15 protein-coding genes are annotated in these 21,608 nt (G+C 41.2%); 12 read left to right on the top strand and 3 right to left on the bottom strand.

What is annotated here, in order from left to right:
• The first annotated feature begins 42 nt into the window (after nucleotides 1–42).
• The 12 genes from soxR (at nucleotide 43) to WA352_RS13475 (ending at nucleotide 15,367) form a co-directional block, all read left to right on the top strand.
• Complete coding sequence (gene soxR / locus WA352_RS13530; RefSeq protein WP_033133557.1) at nucleotides 43–525, top strand: redox-sensitive transcriptional activator SoxR; 483 nt, start codon at nucleotides 43–45, stop codon at nucleotides 523–525.
• A gap of 280 nt (nucleotides 526–805) precedes the next feature.
• Nucleotides 806–3,046 carry a TonB-dependent siderophore receptor gene (locus WA352_RS13525; RefSeq protein ID WP_033133558.1) on the top strand — a complete coding sequence of 747 codons (2,241 nt, stop codon included), beginning with the start codon at nucleotides 806–808 and terminating at the stop codon, nucleotides 3,044–3,046.
• Nucleotides 3,047–3,357: 311 nt separating this feature from the next.
• Nucleotides 3,358–6,558: a type VI secretion system Vgr family protein gene (locus WA352_RS13520; protein ID WP_033133559.1), complete on the top strand. Its 3,201-nt coding sequence runs from the start codon at nucleotides 3,358–3,360 to the stop codon at nucleotides 6,556–6,558.
• A gap of 19 nt (nucleotides 6,559–6,577) precedes the next feature.
• Entirely contained in the window at nucleotides 6,578–11,449 is a 4,872-nt protein-coding gene (locus WA352_RS13515) for an RHS repeat-associated core domain-containing protein (RefSeq protein ID WP_033133560.1), read from the top strand.
• Nucleotides 11,449–12,051: a hypothetical protein gene (locus WA352_RS13510; protein WP_033133561.1), complete on the top strand. Its 603-nt coding sequence runs from the start codon at nucleotides 11,449–11,451 to the stop codon at nucleotides 12,049–12,051. The genes WA352_RS13515 and WA352_RS13510 overlap by 1 nt, the downstream gene beginning before the upstream one ends.
• Nucleotides 12,052–12,132: 81 nt before the next feature.
• Nucleotides 12,133–12,396 (top strand): hypothetical protein, encoded by a 264-nt coding sequence (locus WA352_RS13505; protein ID WP_241304162.1) that lies wholly within the window; start codon nucleotides 12,133–12,135, stop codon nucleotides 12,394–12,396.
• A gap of 193 nt (nucleotides 12,397–12,589) precedes the next feature.
• Nucleotides 12,590–12,790 carry a hypothetical protein gene (locus WA352_RS13500; RefSeq protein ID WP_227505304.1) on the top strand — a complete coding sequence of 67 codons (201 nt, stop codon included), beginning with the start codon at nucleotides 12,590–12,592 and terminating at the stop codon, nucleotides 12,788–12,790.
• Nucleotides 12,791–12,802: 12 nt separating this feature from the next.
• Nucleotides 12,803–13,132, top strand: a complete 330-nt coding sequence (locus tag WA352_RS13495; protein WP_162180606.1) for a hypothetical protein — start codon at nucleotides 12,803–12,805, stop codon at nucleotides 13,130–13,132.
• 95 nt (nucleotides 13,133–13,227) lie between these two features.
• The gene (locus WA352_RS13490) at nucleotides 13,228–13,665 is read left to right on the top strand and encodes a hypothetical protein (RefSeq protein WP_201772403.1); all 438 of its coding nucleotides are present in this window, start codon (nucleotides 13,228–13,230) and stop codon (nucleotides 13,663–13,665) included.
• A 10-nt stretch (nucleotides 13,666–13,675) separates the two neighbouring features.
• On the top strand, nucleotides 13,676–14,344 hold the full coding sequence (locus tag WA352_RS13485; RefSeq protein ID WP_033134769.1) for a hypothetical protein: 669 nt from the start codon (nucleotides 13,676–13,678) through the stop codon (nucleotides 14,342–14,344).
• 49 nt (nucleotides 14,345–14,393) lie between these two features.
• Nucleotides 14,394–14,924 (top strand): hypothetical protein, encoded by a 531-nt coding sequence (locus WA352_RS13480; RefSeq protein ID WP_227505303.1) that lies wholly within the window; start codon nucleotides 14,394–14,396, stop codon nucleotides 14,922–14,924.
• Between the two features lie 167 nt (nucleotides 14,925–15,091).
• Nucleotides 15,092–15,367 (top strand): hypothetical protein, encoded by a 276-nt coding sequence (locus tag WA352_RS13475; protein ID WP_033134768.1) that lies wholly within the window; start codon nucleotides 15,092–15,094, stop codon nucleotides 15,365–15,367.
• Between the two features lie 204 nt (nucleotides 15,368–15,571).
• Here WA352_RS13475 and WA352_RS13470 read toward each other — a convergent pair whose 3' ends face one another.
• The 3 genes from WA352_RS13470 to WA352_RS13460 are packed head-to-tail and all read right to left on the bottom strand — an operon-like array spanning nucleotide 15,572 to nucleotide 21,463.
• Nucleotides 15,572–17,044 (bottom strand): efflux transporter outer membrane subunit, encoded by a 1,473-nt coding sequence (locus WA352_RS13470; protein WP_241345362.1) that lies wholly within the window; start codon nucleotides 17,042–17,044, stop codon nucleotides 15,572–15,574.
• A 10-nt stretch (nucleotides 17,045–17,054) separates the two neighbouring features.
• The gene (gene adeG / locus WA352_RS13465) at nucleotides 17,055–20,234 is read right to left on the bottom strand and encodes a multidrug efflux RND transporter permease subunit AdeG (protein ID WP_005205233.1); all 3,180 of its coding nucleotides are present in this window, start codon (nucleotides 20,232–20,234) and stop codon (nucleotides 17,055–17,057) included.
• A gap of 5 nt (nucleotides 20,235–20,239) precedes the next feature.
• Nucleotides 20,240–21,463, bottom strand: coding sequence for an efflux RND transporter periplasmic adaptor subunit (locus WA352_RS13460; RefSeq protein WP_033134766.1), 1,224 nt, complete (start codon nucleotides 21,461–21,463; stop codon nucleotides 20,240–20,242).
• Nucleotides 21,464–21,608 lie beyond the last annotated feature (145 nt).

The following is a 21,608-nucleotide window of genomic DNA, read 5'->3' as shown; positions in this document are numbered from 1 at the left end:
CCATACACTATAAAACCTAAAGTAATCTTGAGATATTGAATCATGACACTCGAACGAAAAATTGATATCAATCGGATGCTGACGGTTGGGGAAGTCGCCAAACGAAGTGGTGTCGCGGTTTCCACCCTACATTTTTATGAATCCAAAGGACTGATTAAAAGTATTCGAACCAATGGCAATCAACGTCGTTATCCTTTGGCTGTGCTGCGCTATATCGGCATTATTAAAGTCGCGCAAAAAGTTGGCATTTCATTGGAGGAGATTAAAAAAGCATTGAGTGTTTACCCAATAGGTAGCAAGTTAACGGCTGAGCAGTGGGCAGAATTATCGACCTGTTGGCGTAAGGACTTGGATGAGCGAATCCAGAAGCTGACTCGTTTAAGGGATGAAATGGACTGGTGCATTGGCTGCGGATGTTTATCTTTGGAACAATGCCGTTTGCGTAATCCAGAAGATATTCTGGCAGAGCAGGGCTCAGGTCCGCGTATTCTAGAGCGCGAGGATGATTCAATATTAGAGCTTTAATTGATTGAAAAATAATAATTAACCTAGTTTAGATTGGAAAAATATACTTTATATCGACTACAGAAAGTATAAGTAAAAAAATTTTAACTGAGCTCCTGTCCTGAATCGAAGTACATTGGTGCTTCGATGTATTTGATTATCATCTTGATCTCTATGGATGATTCGTTTTCCTTTTTTGGCCCAAAAGATCAAATAAATATTAAGTAATTGTGAATTCTGCATTTATTTTTGTATTGATATTGATAATAATAATGATTCTTATTTATTAATTTGTAGCATTATGAACAATCAGCTTAAACAATCTGCTTTAAATATTGCGATAAAATCGATTCTGATTTTCGGGGCATTTTCACATCACGCTTGGGCGCAAGAACAGGGCGCAAGCGTACTCCCAACCATCAAAGTTGCAGCCGAGGATGAAAAAACAGAAGGTAGCGAAAGCTTTCAAGCGAAATCATCTCGTACATCATCCAAGCTAAAACTTTCCTTAAAAGAAACACCACAATCCGTCAGTGTCATTACGCGGGAACAGATTGAGCAACGGAATCTCAATATTATTGATGATGTGCTTGCGGCCACGCCAGGGGTCACGGTCACTAAAAATGATAGTGAACGCTCAAATTATTCTGCGCGAGGCTATGCGATTAGCAATCGTCAAATTGATGGCATGCCAATTGGCGAGAATAGCCCACGGGTTGATAGTTTTTTCTTTGATCGTATTGAAGTCGTGAAGGGGGCAACAGGTTTAACAGGATCTACGGGAAATCCATCTGCCACCATTAATATGATTCGGAAACGTCCTGCAAAGGAACTGACAGGCTCGGTTGCCACCTCATTTAGTCGCTGGAATACCATTCGCAATGAGGCGGATGTTTCAATCCCTTTGACGGCTGATGGCAGTGTGCGCAGCCGTGTGATGGCCGCACGTCGAGAGGGAGAATCCTATATGGATTATTACTCTCTGGAAACCTTGGCGGCGATGGCGATGGTTGAAGCCGATATCACGGACAAATTAACAGGCAGTATTGGTTTTCAATATCAAGACAACCAACCACGGGGTTCGACGTGGGGAACTGTACCGTACTGGAATCAAGATGGTTCGCTGGCCAATTTACCGCGCAATTTCAGCTTGGCCAATCGCTGGAATACCATTAGCCAAAGTGACAAAACTGTATTTGCTGATTTGACCTATAAATTTGAGAATGACTGGATGATCAAGGCGGCAGCTTCACATTCATTGTCCAAAAGTTTCTGGCTGATGTCTTACGGCGGTTCTGGTTTTCCTAACCAAAATGATGGAACGGGCGTTGGGGTTTGGTCAACAGTATATCCAACATCTGAATCTAAAAAGACCAGCTTAGAGTTGTTCGCCAGTGGGCCGTTTAAATTATTTAATCGTGAGCATGAATTGGTGATTGGTGGAAATGGCTTTGATCGTTCTACAGATAGTCCGGGTGGAGCTATTGACGGTATTGCCAGTAATCAATTGACTTGTACCAAGAAAGTGGACGGGGTAACGCTACCTTCTAATAATATTGGTGATACTTGTGTGATTAATGATTGGCGTACATGGAATGGTAATACAACACCTAAACCAGGCTACACGGTTATTCCTTCGACTAAAGATGCGAAACAACGTAATTATGGTGCATACAGTACCTTAAAGCTAAACCTAACAGATGATCTAAAATTGATTGTCGGGGGACGTTATAGTGATTATTCGGCAACGAATGGTACCAAGAGTGATGTGAAAACCGATGCTTTCACACCTTACTTTGGTACCACTTACGCGATTAACGATATTGTCACTGCTTATGCCAGTTATACCGATATGTTTAATCCAAGCAGCCAGAAAGACCGCAATAACAGTTTCCTAGATCCTGAAACAGGTAAAAGCTATGAGGCGGGTTTAAAAGCCAGTTTATTGGATAACCAACTTTTGGCAACCGCTGCTGCGTTCTGGTCGAAAAAGGAGAATGTTGCAGTTCGTGATGAAGAGGCGATCGCAGCAGGTATTAAAACCGATGATGGCGGTGACCCAATGAAAGCCTCGGGTGAAGGCCTAAAAATTGAAGGCTTTGAGTTAGAAGCCATCGGTCGAATCACACCGACGTGGAATATTACGGCGGGTTATACCTATGTGAACAGTATTAGTTCAGAAACTGTGAAGGCTTCAACCACGCTTCCTCAGAATCAAGTCAAAATCTATACCAATTTCAAACTCCCTGAACAGCTCTGGGACGGCGCCAATAAGTTCAATATTGGCTTTGGTGTGAATTGGCAAAGTGAGGTGGTAAGTAAGTCGAGCAGTGCACCTAAAAACTCAGATAGTTATGTGCGACAAGATGCTTACTTCTTGGCAAGCGCCAATATGGGCTATACCTTCAACGAGTCATTCAGTGCAAACTTACAAGTGAATAACTTATTTGATGAAAAATACTATCAACAGGTCGGTTTCTATAATGGTGTTTATTGGGGCGAACCACGTAATGTAACTTTATCGCTACGTGCCAAATTCTAAACAGCAGAAAATAAACTTTTAATCGTGAATAAAGGCCTAACGATCAGAATAGGCCTTTATTCAAAAGATTTTTTAGATGCCATAGGTGCAAGTTGCAGCAACGTTTATTATAAAAATAGCTAAAGTGAATCAAAGTATTTTAAGTAAAAAACAATCTAACTCAAAAGCATAAATTTAATTACCCTGACTCGATAATATAAAGCGAACAAAAAAGTGACGCAAATTGTCATAAATAGACGGTTCTGTATGGACAGTAAAACGATATTTTGAGTAAAATGCGCTAAATTCAAGCAGATAATCTATAAAAAAAGATGGCGAATAATATCTTTCAAGCTTTAGAAAGCTTGGGCCTGACAGCACAAAAACGTGCGATTCACGCTCAATTTTCAAACACATCTTTAAATAATCAAGTTTTCTTACAGCGTATTGAGGGTCTGCATCAGCTCAATCATGGCCTTGACCTACAATTACTCTGTCTTTCGACCAATGCAGTCATTCCTTTAAAAAGCTTTATTGGCAGTCAGGTTGCCATTGATATTGTGACCGATAAAGCAGAGTTGACGCGTATCTCAGGGATTATTACTCAAGCCGATATCGGCGCCAGTGACGGTTCGCTGACTATTTATCGTTTAGGTGTACAAGACCCCACCGCCTTGTGGAAGCAGCGTCGTAACAGCCGTGTTTTTATGGCGAAATCCGTCGTTGATGTGATTCAGACCATTTTTAAAGAATGGCAGGCTAAAAGTCCATTGTTTGCGGCCAGTTTAAGTCTGGACTTAAGTGGCTTAAGCAAACAATATGACATTCGTCCATTTATTATGCAGGCCAATGAACTTGATTACGACTTTTTGACACGTTTGATGCGAGCAGAGTCGATTAACTGGTTGATTGATGAAGCACAACTGAAAGTATCTAGTTCCAGCGAACAGATTCAGCCGCAGAAACTCAGACTCATTGATGACAATAATCAATATAAAGCCCTAGAGCGCCGTCATATCCGCTTTCATCGCAGTAGTGCAACCGAAACACAGGACAGCATCACCGCATTTGTAGCGCAGCGTACCCTTCAACCGAGTGCAGTGCATGTACAGCGTTGGCAAGCCGATGCCTTGGAGCAAGAAGAAGGCGCAGGCAGTGTTCAGAGTAAACATCAGCATAGCGATCTACATGATAACCAACAGCTTGCGTTAGAACAGGCATGGCATTTTTCCCCTGCTTGGATTCAGGATTTAAAGGGGGAGGATGGCGCCACCAAATCGGGCAATGCTCAAATTGAAAAACTGAATCAGAACTTAAGCCAGTATTATGATTCACAGGCCAAGCAGTTTATTGCGACATCGACTGTTCGCGATACCCCAGTGGGCTATTGGTTTGAACTGAATGAACATCCTGAAATTGATCAGCATGATGGCGCAGACAAAGAGTTTCTGATCAGCTCAAAAACGTTCTATAACCAAAATAACCTACCTAAAGATTTAACGGATCAAGTCGCAGCTTTGCTTCAACAAAGCAATTGGCAAAGCAGTCCTTTTCAGCATGTGGTTTCTGATGAGCGGCAAGCCAATCAACTGACATTGCAACGACGCAATATTGGTCTGGTTCCTGAATATAACCCGCTACAACATCGACCTGCGACACATCCACAACGTGCCAAAGTAGTAGGGCCAAGCGGTGACGAAATTTATGTGGATGAATGGGGGCGGATTAAAGTTCGTTTCCTGTTTACCCGAGCAGATGACCACAGTCATGATAGTGGTGCAGGTGCCAATGACAATGATACTGACTCTGCATGGGTGGATGTATTAACGCCGTGGGCAGGTGAAGGCTACGGTGCACGATTCTTGCCGCGGATTGGTGAAATCGTGGTGATTGATTTCTTTGATGGTGATATTGATCGACCTTTTGTGGTTGGGCGGATTCATGAAGCACAGCGTAGTCCGACTAAGTTTGACCATGTGGGCAAGTTGCCTGATACCAAGAAACTGGCAGGGATTAAATCCAAAGAATACCAAGGTGAAGGGTTTAACCAACTACGTTTTGATGACACCACGGGACAAATCAGTGCGCAACTACAAAGTAGTCATGCCGCCACTCAACTGAATCTGGGTAAACTCAGCCATCCAAAAGATAAGGCTGAAAGTGAAGATCGGGGTGAGGGTTTTGAGCTACGGACCGATCAATGGGGTGCAGTGCGTGCAGGCAATGGTTTACTGCTCAGTACTCAAAAGCAGGATCAGGCCCAAGGGGAGCATCTCGATGCAGAACCTGCCAAGCAACAGCTAGAAGGCAACCAGAACAATGCCAAAGCTTTAAGTGAAGTCGCCAAAAATCAGCAAACTGATGAAATTGAATCTTTAGAACAGTTAAAAGAATTTGCAGAACAGATTGAAGCAAAGATTGCCAAATTTAATAAAGCGTTGTTGTTGCTTCATTCGCCAGCAGGTATTGGTCTAAGCAGTAATGAGGATATTCATGTATCTGCAGATGGGCAAATCAATCAGATTGCAGGCGATAGTATTAACTTAAGTACGCAAAAAAATTTGATTGGTCATGCTCAAAATCGAATCAGCCTGTTTGCTGCCCAGAATGGGATTAAGCAGGTGGCTGCCAAAGGCAAGTTTGAGGTTCAGGCACAGTCAGATGGACTGGATTTGCTCGCCAAACAAGGCATCCAGATCATTTCCACTGAAAGTCAGATTCAGATTAGCAGTCCGAAAGAAATTGTAATTACCGCGGGTGGTTCTCAAATCAAGCTGAATGGCTCAGGTATTTTTCCTGTGACGGGTGGCAAGTTTGAGGTGAAGGCGGGGCAGCATTTGTTTATGAGCGGCTCAAGCGTTAGTGCACAGTCTAGTTTGCCACCACCACCAAAGCGCGGACAAGGGGTACTGGAATTGCTGCACGATTACAAACATGGCGAGTTTGTGAAACAGGGTGGCTATCAGGTTATTGATTCACTGGGTCAGCAGTTTTCTGGTCAATTGGATGATAAAGGTTTTGTTCGGGTTTCTGGGCTGGCAACGGGTGCAGCTAAAGTTGTATTTGAAGATGATAAACGTGATCCGTGGGCGGAATCCAGTGACTTTAAACGCCCGCCAATGTGGCCAAATGAAAATGACCCTGATGCGCAAACCTTATTGGGCAAAGCAGAGACAGGTCTTAAAAATGCGGTTAGCAGCGCCAAGAATGCTTTAGGTCAATCCTTTACCAGTCCTTCTTCAGTGTTAAAAACGCTTGAGACTGCAAAGCAGTTGAAGGAGGGTGGAGCAAAGGCTTTATTGCCAATGCTACAGCAGGGGGTTCAGTCGAACCTGACAGAACAAGCAAATAAGCTATTGGCTGATCAGGTCAAGGACAACCCATTGGCACAAAAAGTGATGAAAAATATAGGCAGTCCTTTGGACAGTCTATCCCAGTTCAAAAATCCATTGCGTGCGCAACAAAACCTAATGGCAAGCGATAAAAAAACCAAAGATCCGTTCGATCTAACGCGTTTTGATTTTAAAAATTAAGCTTTGAGAATGATGAAAGATGGCGACACCACCTAAGAAGACCAACAATCAGCAAAATAAACAGAGTGTAAGAACCAATACTGGACAAGTTGCGGTTGTGCCTTTAAACAAAATGTATGCTGCTGATGTCAAAGCAGGTATGAATAAAATCAATTCATGGTTGAAGAAGAACACCAAGGACTATGTCGACTTAAATACCATTAAAAGTGTAGCAGGCTCGCTTCCAGTGATTGGTAATGCGATTGCTTTGGTGGATGCCGTTTACGATGTTATCGATATCAGTAAAAAACCAAACCCGGGTTTTGGGGATTGGCTGAATCTTGGTTTAGATGTGATTGGGATTATTCCTGTACCGCCAACCATGGCAACAATGCGCATGAGCTTGAGACCGACTTTGAATCTGGTTCGTCAAAAAGCAGGTGGGGTCATTTCCGATACCATTTTGGTGATTTTAAGTGATCACTTAAATGAACGTATTGCAGGTGAACTCGATCAGTTTGCGGCAAAAGCTCAACCGCTTGTCAAAGATATGATGCAGCACTGTGGAACAAAAATCACCAGCATCAGTAATGATTTTGCCAACGGCATACAAAAAATATTAAATGGTCACGTCTTTAGTTCAGCAGGTAATGTCAAACAAGCACAGAAACAACTTAATAAAGTCAATCTAGATAATTTACAGCGTAATCCGAAAGCTACTTTTAATAATGCTGTAGATGGTTTGACGAACTTATGGAAAGCGAGCGTTAAGGAAAATATTAACACGGTTGCCAAAGGTGTTTCATCGGTTGTGCCAGCCAGTGCGAAACAGCCGATTCAACTGGTTATTACAGGGATTCGTGGTTTTGGTAAAAAAGCGCCGCAGTTCTTGATGACTTTAGCCGATCCGGGCAAAGCAATGAGTATTGCTTGGTTATTAAATGTCTTATTAAAAGCTGTGCAAAAATTCAAATTAAAGAAAAAAGCCACAGCTAATATTACTCAGAAACAGGTCGCTAAAAAAGAAAAGAGTCGACCGAGTGGGGAACTGGAAAAAACCAATCACCAAGCCAAAGCTAAAAACAATCCAAATGAAGTGTCATGTCCACTGAATTTAGGTGGTGGAAAGACCAAAACAGGTACTAAAAAACATATTACTTATGCATTGGGAACTGAGTTTTTAACTCATCAGGATGCCTATGTGTCTGCGATTGAAAGTTTTATTTTAAATCGAACCTATGCATCGAACTTGTATCAATTAGACCAAGGAGAGTTCGGGGCAAGATGGTTGACCTCTTTTACCACCCGAATTGTGCCGCAAAGTGAATATATTGAAGAAACGGAACAACAGGCCGCATATATCAAACCGTTGGCAGGGCTAGAATATATTGGTCCAGACGCACGCCCAGTCAAATTACCTCAATTAAAAGTGGGCGAAAGCTTTCACAATCAAACAGAAGATTTTTATTATAGTGTGATCTCTGAACATATTCAGATGATTTCTTATCAAAAAGAAGAAAAGCATATTTTTGAAAAGTATCAAGATTATTATCGCTTATCTGCGATTGAATATAAAAATGGGGTGACCTTAGCGGTTCGTTATGACCATCAATCGGGTGATCATTCATTTATTTCGGATGTATTGATTAAAGAGAAGCAAAAATTATTGGCGCATGTCGCTTTCCAAGTCGATGCGCAAGGCCGTATTGACGATGCATGGTTGGTGGGAAATGGGCAATTGCTTCGTCCACTTGCGAGTTATAACTATAACCATAAAGGCGACTTAATCGAGGCCATTACTGAAAATGGCGCAAGCTATCATTATCAATATGAGCATCACTTATTAAGCCGTTATACCGATCTGACTGGTCGTGGTATTAATCTGGAATATGACGGGATTGAACCCACATCGAAGGCCTTTCACGAATGGGCTGATGATGGCAGCTCTGAGAGCAGACTGGCATGGGATGAAAATATCCGTTTAACCTATGTAACGGATGCCTATGGGGCAGAAACTTGGTATTACTATGATATTGATGGCTATACCTATCGCATCATTTATCCTGATGGATTGGAAGAATGGTTCTTCCGTGATGATTTTGCCCGTGTTACCAAGCATGTTGATCGAGACGCCGCGGTAACCATTTATGAATATGATGAAAGTGGCAATATTGTCAGTGTTACCCAACCTGACGGTTCAAATTTATATTATGCCTATGATGACAAGCGTCAATTAACAGGTATGGTCGATGCTGAGCAAGGGCGTTGGTTTAAGGAATATGATGCTCAGGGCAATATCAGCAAGGAAATCGATCCGCTAAAACGTGTAACAGAATATAGTTACAATGCTTTAGGTTTACTCACTTCGATAAAAGATGCCAAAGGGGGTTCCAAGCAGTTAAAGTATGATGATCAGGGTAATCTGATCAGTTATACCGACTGTTCGGGCAAAACCACAACATGGCAGTATGATGAACGTGGGCGAGTAAAATCAGTTGAAAATGCCTTAAAACAAAAGGTTGAATACTTCTATAGTGACCTAACCACAGAACAACGTGAACCGATCATTCAAGGTTTGCCACTGAATGCTTTTGGTCAACTTGAAAAAATCAAACATGCCGATGCCACAGAAGAACAGTTTGTCCATGATGCCGAAGGGCGTTTATTGGCGCATGTCGATGCCAAAGGACAACTCACACAATATCAATATGACGCAGCAGGACTGATTTCATCTCGTACGGATGCCTTGAAGCACACGTTGAAATATCAATGGGACAAGCTGAATCGTCTGAAACGTTTGACCAATGAAAATGGGGCAAGCTATGAATTTTTCTATGATGTTGCCAGTCGCCTGATTAAAGAAATTGATTTTGATGGTAAAGAAACCCTTTACAAATATGATGAAACAGATGGTAATTTATCCAGCAGTATTGAGGTAGCCTCTGCATTTGGGCAGGACTTAAAAGATCGGGCTGCACCGAAAGATCGTATTCAACAATTCTTATTTGACAGCATGGGACGACTGGAACAGCGTCAAGCAGGCTATGGCTATACCGAGCAGGAATTAGAACAAAAACAGGTTGAAGAATTTGCCTATAACAATAATGGCCAATTGATTCAGGCTAAAAATAATGAGAGCAATCTCCAGTGGTATTACGATGTCGTCGGTAATCTGGTGAGAGAGCATCATCAAGATCATCAAACGCATAAAACTGCGGTGTGGAAACACAGTTATGATGAAATTAGTGATCGGATTAAAACCATACGCCCAGATGGACAACAGGTCGATTGGTTAACCTATGGCAGTGGGCATGTTCATGGTTTGGTCCTGAATGGTGAAGATACTGTCAGTTTTGAACGAGACGATTTACATCGTGAAACTGTTCGCCACTATGCCAACGGGATTAGCCAAGAGCAGCATTATGATGAACTGGGGCGTCTGACTCAGCAACGCGTGCTGAATGGGCATGAATTTGCATATACATCGCCGCAGCAGGCAATACAGAACAATGCCATTCAAGAAACTGAACAGTTGATTCAGCGTTTATATCAGTACGATAAAACGGGGCAATTGCTCAGTATTGCAGATACTCGCCGTGGCAATATCCAGTATAAATACGATCCTGTCGGTCGTTTACTGGAAGCCAATAGTAAGCTGGGCAAAGAAACCTTTAGTTTTGACCCTGCAAGTAACATCATTGACCGAAATCATCATCAAGAACCGAGTGTAGCCGCAACAGCAAGTAATGCTTATGGTTATAACCGTTTGGTGAATAATGTTGTTAAAGCATATCTAGATCAGCAATATCAGTACGATGCTTATGGTCAATTGGTGCGTCAAAAGTCATCTAAAGGGGACTTGTACCTTGAGTGGGATGCTTGTGGGCGGTTAATCAAGAGTCGTAATACAGAATACACTGCGGAGTATCGTTATGATGCTTTAGGGCGGCGTATTCAAAAACGTAGTAAACACCATCATACAGGTGAAGAGCAGAATGTGATTTATGGGTGGGATGGCAATACTTTGGCCTTTGAATCCAATGATCAGATCACCAAGCATTATGTGTATGAGAAGGATAGTTTTGTCCCTCTATTGCAAGCAATCTATCGTGAACCGATTGAGCTTGTACAAACACCTGATTGGACAGATCAGCCTTATCATATTGCCAAAGATCCTTTATGGCGTAAGACTGCACCAGCAAAATCTTTAGATGATATTTGTTTCTATCATTGTGATCATTTGGGTACACCTCAGGAGATGAGCGATGCCCAAGGTCAAATGGTCTGGAAAGCTGAATATAAGGCATGGGGTGAGCGTGTATCAACAAAGTCAGCATCTAACTTTTTTGAAAATTCAGAAATCGTCACCAATAATATCCGCTTCCAAGGTCAGTATTTTGATGAAGAAACGGGTTTACATTACAACCGTTATCGATATTATTCGCCTTATGTAGGACGTTTTATCTCTAAAGATCCGATTGGGTTGTTGGGTGGTAACAACGTTTATGCTTACGCGCCAAATCCTGTAAGTTGGATTGATCCTCTGGGGCTAAATAATACTAATCCTATATGTGTTTTTGGTAATAAAAGTGAACCAAAAGGTATAAGGGATAAAGATTTACAACCAGATGAGAATGGTATTTTACCTTCTCAAAAAGATAAAGCTATGCCAGAAGGGAAGTCTGCTACTCGATTACCTGAAAAATCAGGATTATCTGGACATTATCATCAGGTATCTGCAGATACCCCAATGCCTGAAGGTTTAGCCATCAAACATGATGGTAAAGATATAATTCCAGGTAGCAAACGTGGTGAAGGCCACTCAACTATTTATCCAACTAGAGATATGCCTCAATCAGAGTTTAATGAAAAACTTCAGTCAATGCCTTGGAATTATGGAGGAAAAATATAATGATAGTTAATGAGAAGGAAATTCTGCATTTAGTTGATGAAAATATATGTGAATACAGTGAGCTTCAATATGCAATTGTAAATGGTGATGGTAATGTTCTTTCTGAAGGTTATTCTATATTTTCGCATAGAATAGGAAAGTATTATGAAAATTCTAAAATATTAGCTAATAGATTAACTTGTGATAATTATCTTTCTCTTTTAAATGATAAAAGTAAAGACGTAAGGTGTTCTGTTTTGACCCTTATTAGGGATAGTTTTACATTGTATGATTCTAATGTAAGTTTGATGGAGTGTGTTTTAAATATTTCTGTTGATGGTAGTGATGAGGAAAGAGTGATAGTTAATACGATACTAACTAAAGAAGTAGTGAATTTTTATAAAAAAGAAGTTGATCGTATTTTGGTTGGCTTTGTTGAAAACTCTGGAGGTAAATGTTTTTTTGACTACTACACATTTAATTATTTGTATGAATTGTTGGTTAGATTTGAGAGGAAGGATTTAATAGATAAACTGCTCATGATAGGGAAGGATAGTAATATAAGTGATATCAAAGAAGCATACGAAGAAATAATTGAGGATTTAATAACAAAAAATATATGAAAATGATGTTTTTTTAATTTTAAAGATTTTTATTTATGATTTATTTTTTTTGAAATGAATGTTAATAACCTGGAATTGGTCGTGTTTAAAAGCTTTTTAGGTGCTATTGCAAATAATGTAAGAGCAGTAGCATTCGACTTTAATGATGAAACTATATTTATTTATGGGTATTTAAATGTAGAACCCAAAGATGAAGATTATGAAATAATTGATATTGCTGTTACAGAAATAATGGCAGCTTACCCACAGTTTTTAAAACAAAAAATTTATTTAGAAAAGTCAGAAAAGCCAATAGGAAAGTTGCTTTCATATAAAGGTTGGGTTTTTTGTCGATATGAAGAGTAAAACTAGTCTAGTTATGGTTAAGTTTTTTATGAAGCTGGAACAAATTGAAATAGCAGATATGGATATAAAAAGTATAAAGATTTATGGTGATAAGTTTTATATTTTATTTTCAGCAGTTTATGATATATGTTTAAAATAATATGTAAAAAATGTAGAGTTGGTTTTTTTTAATTGGACTTCATTCAATGTTGAAATGTATGATAGTAGTATTGAAGAATACAAACAACTTGATTTACTTGAAACAAATAAAGGTAAAGATTTATTTACTTTAATTCAGGTTGTAAATATCTCTGATGATAAGGTTGAGTTAGAGGGATTTAATGACGATGGTGTGTGGAATAAGGTTGTCTTTTTCAATACTTATTATAGTTTGAATGTTATTGATATTACTTGATTAGAAGTAAATATGAGTGTATTAAATTTTAAAAATAAAATAGTTTGGCTATTGGAAAATAATGGTGATGATGAGGATATTGATAATGTATTAACTGACTACATTAATGAAGGGGGGACGAGAAATGAAGTTTATAAATCTTTAAATGAAATTTTTTTGATGGAAGAAAGTATGATTCAAAAAAATATAAAATTACAAGATCAATTTGATTATTTGGGTGAGTTACAAACAACAATCACAGGATATTGTTCACCTAATTCTATTGTAAAATTTAAAAATGAACCTACAACTAATATGGATGATTTTTTAAGTTATGTTCGAGGTGAGAAATGGAAGGTTTAAAATGGTACATGAATGATAGATAAAAATATTGAATTGAATATCTATAAAACTGTAGATTTTTTCTGAAATGCATAAATGAAAAAGATAAGAATGGTTTGTTATCTGATTTTGAAGTTACTTTAAAAATGTATCAAGAGTTAGAGGGTGTTCTTAATAATTATTTTGATGGTGATTATAAGCTATCATTGATTCCTTTTGATGAAGTTCATTTACAGGAAGTGGAAAACATGCCTATATTTGAATTGAATGAAATGGACGATGGTGAATATGTTTTAGAGTGTGCAGTGTATAACTATGAGAAAGATACTTCATTGATACTTCAAGGGAATGTTGATTTAACTAATGGTAATGTACATTGCGGATCGCATCCACTATATTCAGCAGCAATTAATCAAAAGCTAACACAGATTGAAAGAGAGTTTGGAGATAAAAAAATAACTGCTTCACAAGCTAGGGATAAAGTTGCGAATTTACAAAAAAGTATGAGACTTGCTTTATCAGTACCAGGGTCTAAACCAATTAGATTAAGTTAGGTTTAATAATATGAATTATTATGTATTAAGTGCTACACAGAGTGACATCTGTCCAATTTCACTTTCTGAAGAAGCTGTTCTATATAATCATAAAGAGCAGATTGATTCTGAATTTGAGTATGGTTCTCTTCCATGGTATAGCTATAAAACTAGCAAAAACTGTGAACTACCAAGACATGGGGTTTTAGTATTAAAAAATAGAAATACTAAAATTTCTTTTAGGAATATTAATGCTGATATTTATGTTGTAGATGGTTTTTTTAAAGAAATTTTGCAAAACTATATTAATGTTGATTTCTTTAAAGTTGAACTGGTTTCCAGTCAGTTGGATAAGGTTGATAATAATGATTATTATTTTTTTAGGTTTAACGAATTTTTAAATTATAGTGATGTTTTTGATTTAAATAAATCTGTGTATAGGTTGGATGGAGATTTTTTGGTTTTGGAAGAACCTCATTTGTTGGAAGAAGTAAGTGTAAATATATTTAAGATAAATAAAATTGACTCAGCACAAGATACTTTTTTTATAAATGAAACTGTTAAAAGTGAAATTGATAGAATTAATTACAAAGGTATAAGAGTTGAAGATGTTACTACTGCAAAGTGGAGAGATTCTGGTGATTTTAGTTTTATGCTCTTAGAGGAAAGTGAGGTAAATGAATTTATATGGCCCATCTGATAGACTAAATTCATAAGCCTGACGCTTTACTGTTACTAAAGATACGTGTGTGGCTAAAGGTAGAACAGCTGCAAATCCTCATTTAGGTGCAGAAGAAGGGCCGCAAAACTTTATCGAAAACTCAGATAAAATGAACTTGGTTTCTACTGGGGCGTTATTTAGTTTGAGAGGTAATAAATTGAATTTAAATGTTTTAATTGACCAAAGGGTTTTAATGGTTGGTAATTTTTTTCTTGATTTTGATGTTGAAAATGACCGAGGAACAATTAGGTCTAATTTAGTAAATAAAGATGATTTAGATAGCCTTATCTATTTGAGTGATAATGTATGTGTGGAAATTCTTAGTGAACAAGGAAGAACTATTTATATTTTATTTAATACGCCTGAGTTCTTTGATGCTAATTTACTTCACTCAAAAATTTTAAAAAGATTTAAGAATAAGTATAAATTTAATGATGAAGATTTTATTGTTATTCATCCTGCGAGAGTTGCTTTGAAGCAAGATAAAACGAAATGGAATAAAGTTGAATTCACTTATGATCCCAAGCAGGGAGATATATCTTTAATACTTGAATATTAAATTTTTATATGTGGGGTAAATTAATTTTGATTTGTATGTTTTTAGTTGTATGGTTTTTAATGGAAGTCGAAAGATAAGCATATAATCTAATGGAATTAATTTTAATGGAGAGTGTGATGGAGTGTTTGAATTTTGATCTTAAATACTTAGGAACGTAAATTAAGAAAATGGAAAATACAGAGATACCAGTTTGTGAATGTTTGGAGAGCATTATTATAAAGGAAATGAAATTAGGAAACCCTATTAGATCTTATAATTCAGATCCTGAATGGCCTGAAAAAGATAGTAAATTTGTTTTTCTAGAAAACAGAATAAATTTAACATATTTAAGAGAATTTCCTGATTGGGTTTTAGTGAGAGTTAATAATGATATGCATTATACTTGGTATAATGAGATTTATTGCAAAGAGCATCATGACTTATTAGTAGCTGGTGATATGTAGTTGTTTGGTTTTTTTAATAACTTATTTAAAGAATTAGGATTTTATGTATTATATGGATTTATAATTTTCATTTTCTAGGTGTATTGAAAAAATTACCCAACACATACATTTATAATTGTTCGAAAAACTGACGATAAAGCATGGGATGGGAGTCAAATTTTACAGAGAAAATCTACATCCTTGTATATTTTCCCAATTTAAGCCTTATTGCCGTACCAACTCCACTTGCCCAGTATGCCAACCACCACCTAAAGCCCGAATAAGATCTACACTAGCAATCATTCGACTGCCATGAAGCTGTGCAGCCAATTGCTCTTGCTGCAAAATGCTCCGATCCGAATCAATCACATCCAGATAACTAATGCTGCCTTCACGATAACGCAAATGTGAAAGCTGATTGGCATGTCGGGATGACGCAAGTGCTTGCCCCTGTGCCTGTATTTGCTGATCCAGAATACGCTGATCAGACAAACCATTTTCAACTTCACGGAACGCATTCAGCACGGTCTGCCGATAATTAGCCACACTCTGCTCATAGCCTGCACGTGCCTGAGCAACGCCTGCCTTACGTTGCCCACCATCAAATAACGGTAAAGACAAAATTGTGCCCGCAACAGGGCCGAGTAAAAAAGTTCGACTCGACCATTTACCCAAATCGCCTAAACTTGCTGATTCATAACCTAGCGCACCAGTGAGATCCAGTTTTGGGAAAAAGGCAGCACGGGCAATACCGATGCGTGCATTATCAGCGGCCATAGCCCGTTCAGCAGCAGCGATATCGGGACGACGTTCAAGCAAGCTCGAAGGCAAACCCGCAGGCAGGCGAATCGCAGTAGCAAACAAGGGTTGAATGGCTAAGCTAAATTCAGCAGGCGCTTTCCCGAGTAATACTGCCAATGCATGTTCGGTATTGGCTCGATTCCGTGTAATGCTGAGTGCAGTGCTTTGGGCGGTCGAGAGTTCAGTTTGCGCACGTGAAACATCCAGATCACTGACGAGGCCATTGCGATAACGTGCTTGAATCAAATTTTGATTCTCAGTCAGTAATTTGATGTTTTGCGCATAGATGGCTTGTTCAGCATCGAATTGGCGAATCAGAAAGTAAGCCTGTGCCACGTCAGCTTGTAAGGCTAGCAGTGCAGAATGATACAACGCTTCCTGTTGCTGCACATCTGCGGTTGCTGCATTGACACTGCTAGCAATCCGTCCAAATAGGTCCAGTTCATAAGAGGCATTGGCTTGTGCCCGCCATAAGGTACGTGCAGATGTGGATGCATCCGAATCAAGTCCTAAAGAAGCGGGTGAGGGCTTTTGACGGGTTGGCCCAAAACCTGCACCAATACTGGGTAAACGTTCAGCTTGTGTAACAGACCTTAAAGCTCTTGAGGCCTGAATATTGGCTGCTGCCGCCTTTAGATTTTGGTTACCAGCAATGGCCTGCTGTTCCAGATCATTCAGTTGCGGATCATTAAAAATACGCCACCATTCACCGCGAGACTGCGCATCGGCAGGTTGCGCAATGGTCCAATTGGGATCGTTCAACTTAGCATCGGCTTCCTTAAATTGCAGTGGAATAACCAGCTTGGCAGGCTGATATTCAGGTGCCAATGAGCAGCCTGCAAGCAGCAGGCTTCCCATCAGTGAGGAGAGTATCCAGTGGGGTTTGAATCCTGTCATGTCCTGCTCCTTAGTGATCGTGTGAACTGTGCAGTGGTGCTTCATGTACCGCTGCTGAATGCAGTTTATGTTTGCTGTTCAGGGTACGAATCAATACATAGAAGGCAGGCGTCAGGAACAAACCAAAGAAGGTTACTCCGATCATACCAAAGAACACCGCAACGCCCATGGCATGGCGCATTTCAGCACCAGCACCTGTAGATGTGACCAGTGGAACCACACCCATAATGAAGGCGATTGAAGTCATCAAGATCGGACGCAAACGTAAACGGCTGGCTTCAACCGCAGCATTGAATGCGGTCGCGCCTTGCATTTCCAGTTCTCGAGCAAATTCGACGATCAAGATGGCATTCTTACAGGCCAGCCCGACCAGTACCATCAAGCCGATTTGGGTAAAGATGTTGTTATCACCGCCTGTGAGCCAAACCCCGGTCAGTGCCGCCAAGATACCCATTGGCACAATCAGAATCACGGCTAATGGCAAGGTCAGGCTTTCATATTGCGCCGCCAAGACCAAGAACACCAACAGCACACTGATCGGGAACACCCACAATCCGGCATTACCTGCCAAGATCTTTTGATAGGTCAGATCGGTCCATTCAAATTTTACCCCACGTGGCAAGGTTTCAGCGGCAATGCGCTCAACCGCAGCTTCGGCTTGGCTGGATGAATAACCCGGTGCAGGACCACCATTAATATCGGCAGCGGTATAGCCGTTATAGCGCACCACCATTTCTGGGCCATAGGTTTGAGTCACATTGACCAGCGAAGACAGCGGCACCATTTGCCCTGCATTGTTACGGGTTTTAAGCTGTAAAATATCTTCAGGATTGGCACGGAACGGCGCATCGGCTTGGGCACGTACCTGATAGACACGACCAAAACGGTTAAAGTCATTCACGTATTGTGAACCGAGATAAATCTGCATGGTATTAAATACATCGGTCACAGCAACGCCTTGTTGTTTGGCTTTGACTCGATCCAGATCAACATTTAGTTGAGGTACATTGATTTGATAACTGGAGAACATTGGCCCCAATTCAGGTGCAGATTGTGCCGCTTTCATAAAGGATTGGGCTGCGTTATTTAACTCGGCATAGCCTAAAGCACCGCGATCTTCGAGCTGGAGTTTAAAGCCACCCATGGTGCCGAGACCCATCACCGGTGGTGGCGGGAATACTGCAATATAAGCATCTTGAATCGCGGCGTATTTCTGATTTAAAGCACCTGCAATGGCATTGGCAGAAAGATCGGCTGCTTTACGTTCAGCGAAAGGTTTTAAGGTGACAAATACAATCCCTGCGCTAGAGCTGTTGGTAAAGCCATTAATCGATAAGCCGGGGAAAGCCACTGCACTTTCTACGCCGGGTTGTTTCAGCGCGGCATCGCTCATTTTACGAATCACGGTTTCGGTTCGATCCAGTGAGGCACCATTCGGTAATTGGGCAAAGCTGATCAGGTATTGCTTATCTTGTGCAGGCACAAAACCACCCGGAACGATATAAGAAATCCCAATGGTCAGACCGAGTAGTACTGCATAGACACCCATCGCTGAGGTTTTATGCGAAATCACCCGACTAACGCCACGACCATATTGATCCGATGCGCGTGAGAATACGCGGTTAAACAGGGCAAAGAAGCGTCCGAAGACACGGTTCATCACGCGGGTCAGGAAGTCAGGTTTGGCATCATGACCTTTGAGTAACATGGCGGCCAAAGCTGGAGACAGGGTGAGTGAGTTGAATGCCGAAATCACGGTGGAGATGGCAATGGTCATGGCAAATTGTTTATAGAATTGGCCTGTTAAGCCGGTCATAAAAGCGAGAGGGACGAACACGGCAACCAGTGTCAATGCAATCGCGATAATCGGTCCACTGACTTCACGCATGGCACGGTAGGTGGCATCTCTTGGACTGAGTCCTGCTTCAATATTCCGCTCGACATTCTCCACCACCACGATGGCATCATCGACCACGATCCCGATGGCGAGCACCATCCCGAACAGGGATAGCGCATTGATGGAATAACCAAAGGCCAGCATTAAGGCGAAGGTACCAATGATTGAAACAGGCACTGCCAGTAGAGGAATAATCGAGGCACGCCATGTTTGTAAGAACAGGATCACCACCACAACCACCAGTGCAATCGCTTCAAGCAAGGTATGAATCACCGCTTTGATACTTGAGCGTACGAATTGGGTTGGGTCGTAAACGATATCGTATTTAATGGATGCTGGAAAATCTTTGGACAGTTCCGCCATGGTGCTACGCACTTGGTCCGAGACCTGTAAGGCATTGGCACCCGGTGCTTGGAAAATTGGAATCGCCACCGCCTGTTTATTGTCCAGTAATGAACGTAAGCCATATTGTGAAGCGGCCAGTTCAACACGGGCCACATCACCCAAGCGCGTTACTGCACCATCTGCTGCTGTTTTTAAAATAATATCGGCAAATTCCTGTTCGGTACTTAAACGGCCTTGTGCATTCACCGAGAGCTGTAAAGGTGAATTGTTTGGCGCTGCACCGATGGTTCCTGCGGCAACTTGAATATTTTGCTCACGGATGGCATTGACGATTTCAGTGGCCGTGAGATTACGTTGAGCCACTTTTTGTGGATCTAACCATACACGCATGGCGTAATCACCCGAACCAAACAGACCAACTTCACCTACACCCTGTAGGCGTGCCAGACGGTCTTTGACATTGAGTACGGCATAGTTACGCAAGTAGGTCATATCATAGCGATTATCCGGTGAGGTCAGATGCACCACCATGGTTAAGGTTGGTGAGCTTTTTAGCGTGGTCACACCGAGACGTTGTACATCTTCTGGCAAACGCGGCAGGGCTTGAGAAACTCGGTTCTGAACCAGTTGCTGGGCTTTATCGGGATCAATTCCGAGCTTGAAATTGACGGTAATGGTCAGGTTGCCATCGCTGTTGGCTTGAGACTGCATATACAGCATGTTCTCTACGCCGTTGATGGATTCTTCCAGTGGAGAAGCAACGGTTTCAGCGATTACTTTAGGGTTAGCACCCGGATATTGGGCACGCACCACGACAGAGGGTGGCACCACTTCTGGATATTCAGAAATGGGCAGTTGGAAAAGGGAGAGTAAGCCCGCCAGTAGAATCAGGACGGACAGCACCCCAGCAAAGATCGGACGATCAATAAAAAATTTAGAAATATTCATGAGGATTAACCTTTTGCCGAAGTTGGGGTTTTATCTGTAGGCTGAGGTTGTTGTGCTGTGTTATCGGTGATGATTTGAGGATTCGGCATAGGAACGAGTTGAGGTTTGACAGGATCACCTGGACGGATACGTTGTAAACCATTCACCACGATGCGGTCACCGACTTGCAGGCCGCTATTGATGATTTGTAGGCCGTCTTGTTGTGCGCCGAGTTTTACTTCACGGTATGCAGTTTGGTTTTTCGCATCGACCACCACGACAAAGCGTTTGTCCTGATCGACACCAATTGCCGTTGGGCTAATCAGAATCGCTGCGCGAGGTTGTCCACCGCCCAGACGAATGCGGGCATACAGTCCAGGGAGCATCACACCTTTGGGATTATCAAAGGTGGCACGAACCCGGATGGTGCCTGAGGTGGTATTTAAATTATTGTCGATCGAGCTGATATAACCTTCACGGCTAAAACCAGATTCATTGGCAAGACCTAAATAGACAGGAACTTGAGCCGAATTGCGTTGATTGCTGATGTATTTTAAATAAGTCTGTTCATCGACATCGAAAGAAGCATATAGACGTGACACCGAAACCAAACTGGTCAGCACCTGTGCGCCATTGCCTGCGGAGACCACGTTACCAACCGTGACTTCTGCACGGGAAATACGCCCACTGACAGGGGCAGTAATACGGGTATATTCCAGATTCAAACGGGCGGTTTCCACTGCGGCTTTAGCGGCTTGCAAGTTGGCATTGGCTGAGCGGGCTTCATTTTCCGCTTGATCGAGTTCTTGATGGGCAATCGCATTACTTTGGATTAAACGCTGGTTGCGGCCTAAGTTAGCTGAAGAGTAAGTCACTTGCGCTTCAGCCGAAGCCAGTTGTGCTTTGGCGCGATTCAGTTCTGCTTCAAAAGGCCGAGGGTCAATGGTAAACAGCAGGTCGCCTTTGTTAACTAAACTGCCATCTTTAAAATGCACGGCAATCAGTTTTCCTGAGACTTGAGGGCGAACATCAACCTGATCAATCGCTTCGAGACGTCCTGAATATTCTTGCCAGTCGGTAATGGTCTGACTGACCACACTGGCGACATCAACGGTTGCAGCAGGTGCTGCACTTGCTGTTGGAGTGGCTTTCGCATCTGCATTTTCTTGGAAGAGAATAAAACTGCCACCCGTTGCAAAAATAGCAAGAATGACGGCAGACAGCGTTAGCTGTTTGCGAGAAAGTGACATGGGATGCTCCTGGTTATTTGAATCCCTGTTTTCAGACTTTTTGTTGTGGTCTGTATGGGAGAAACAGGTTTATGGAATGAAAGGAGCATAAAAGTTTGTCAATTACGAATAAATATACTAAATTTGATAACACTATTCGTATTTT

The organism is Acinetobacter sp. 102 (assembly GCF_037028485.1).
GTDB lineage: Bacteria > Pseudomonadota > Gammaproteobacteria > Pseudomonadales > Moraxellaceae > Acinetobacter > Acinetobacter higginsii.
Note: the sequence above shows the minus strand (reverse complement) of the source record. Positions and strands in the feature narration are given on the sequence as shown.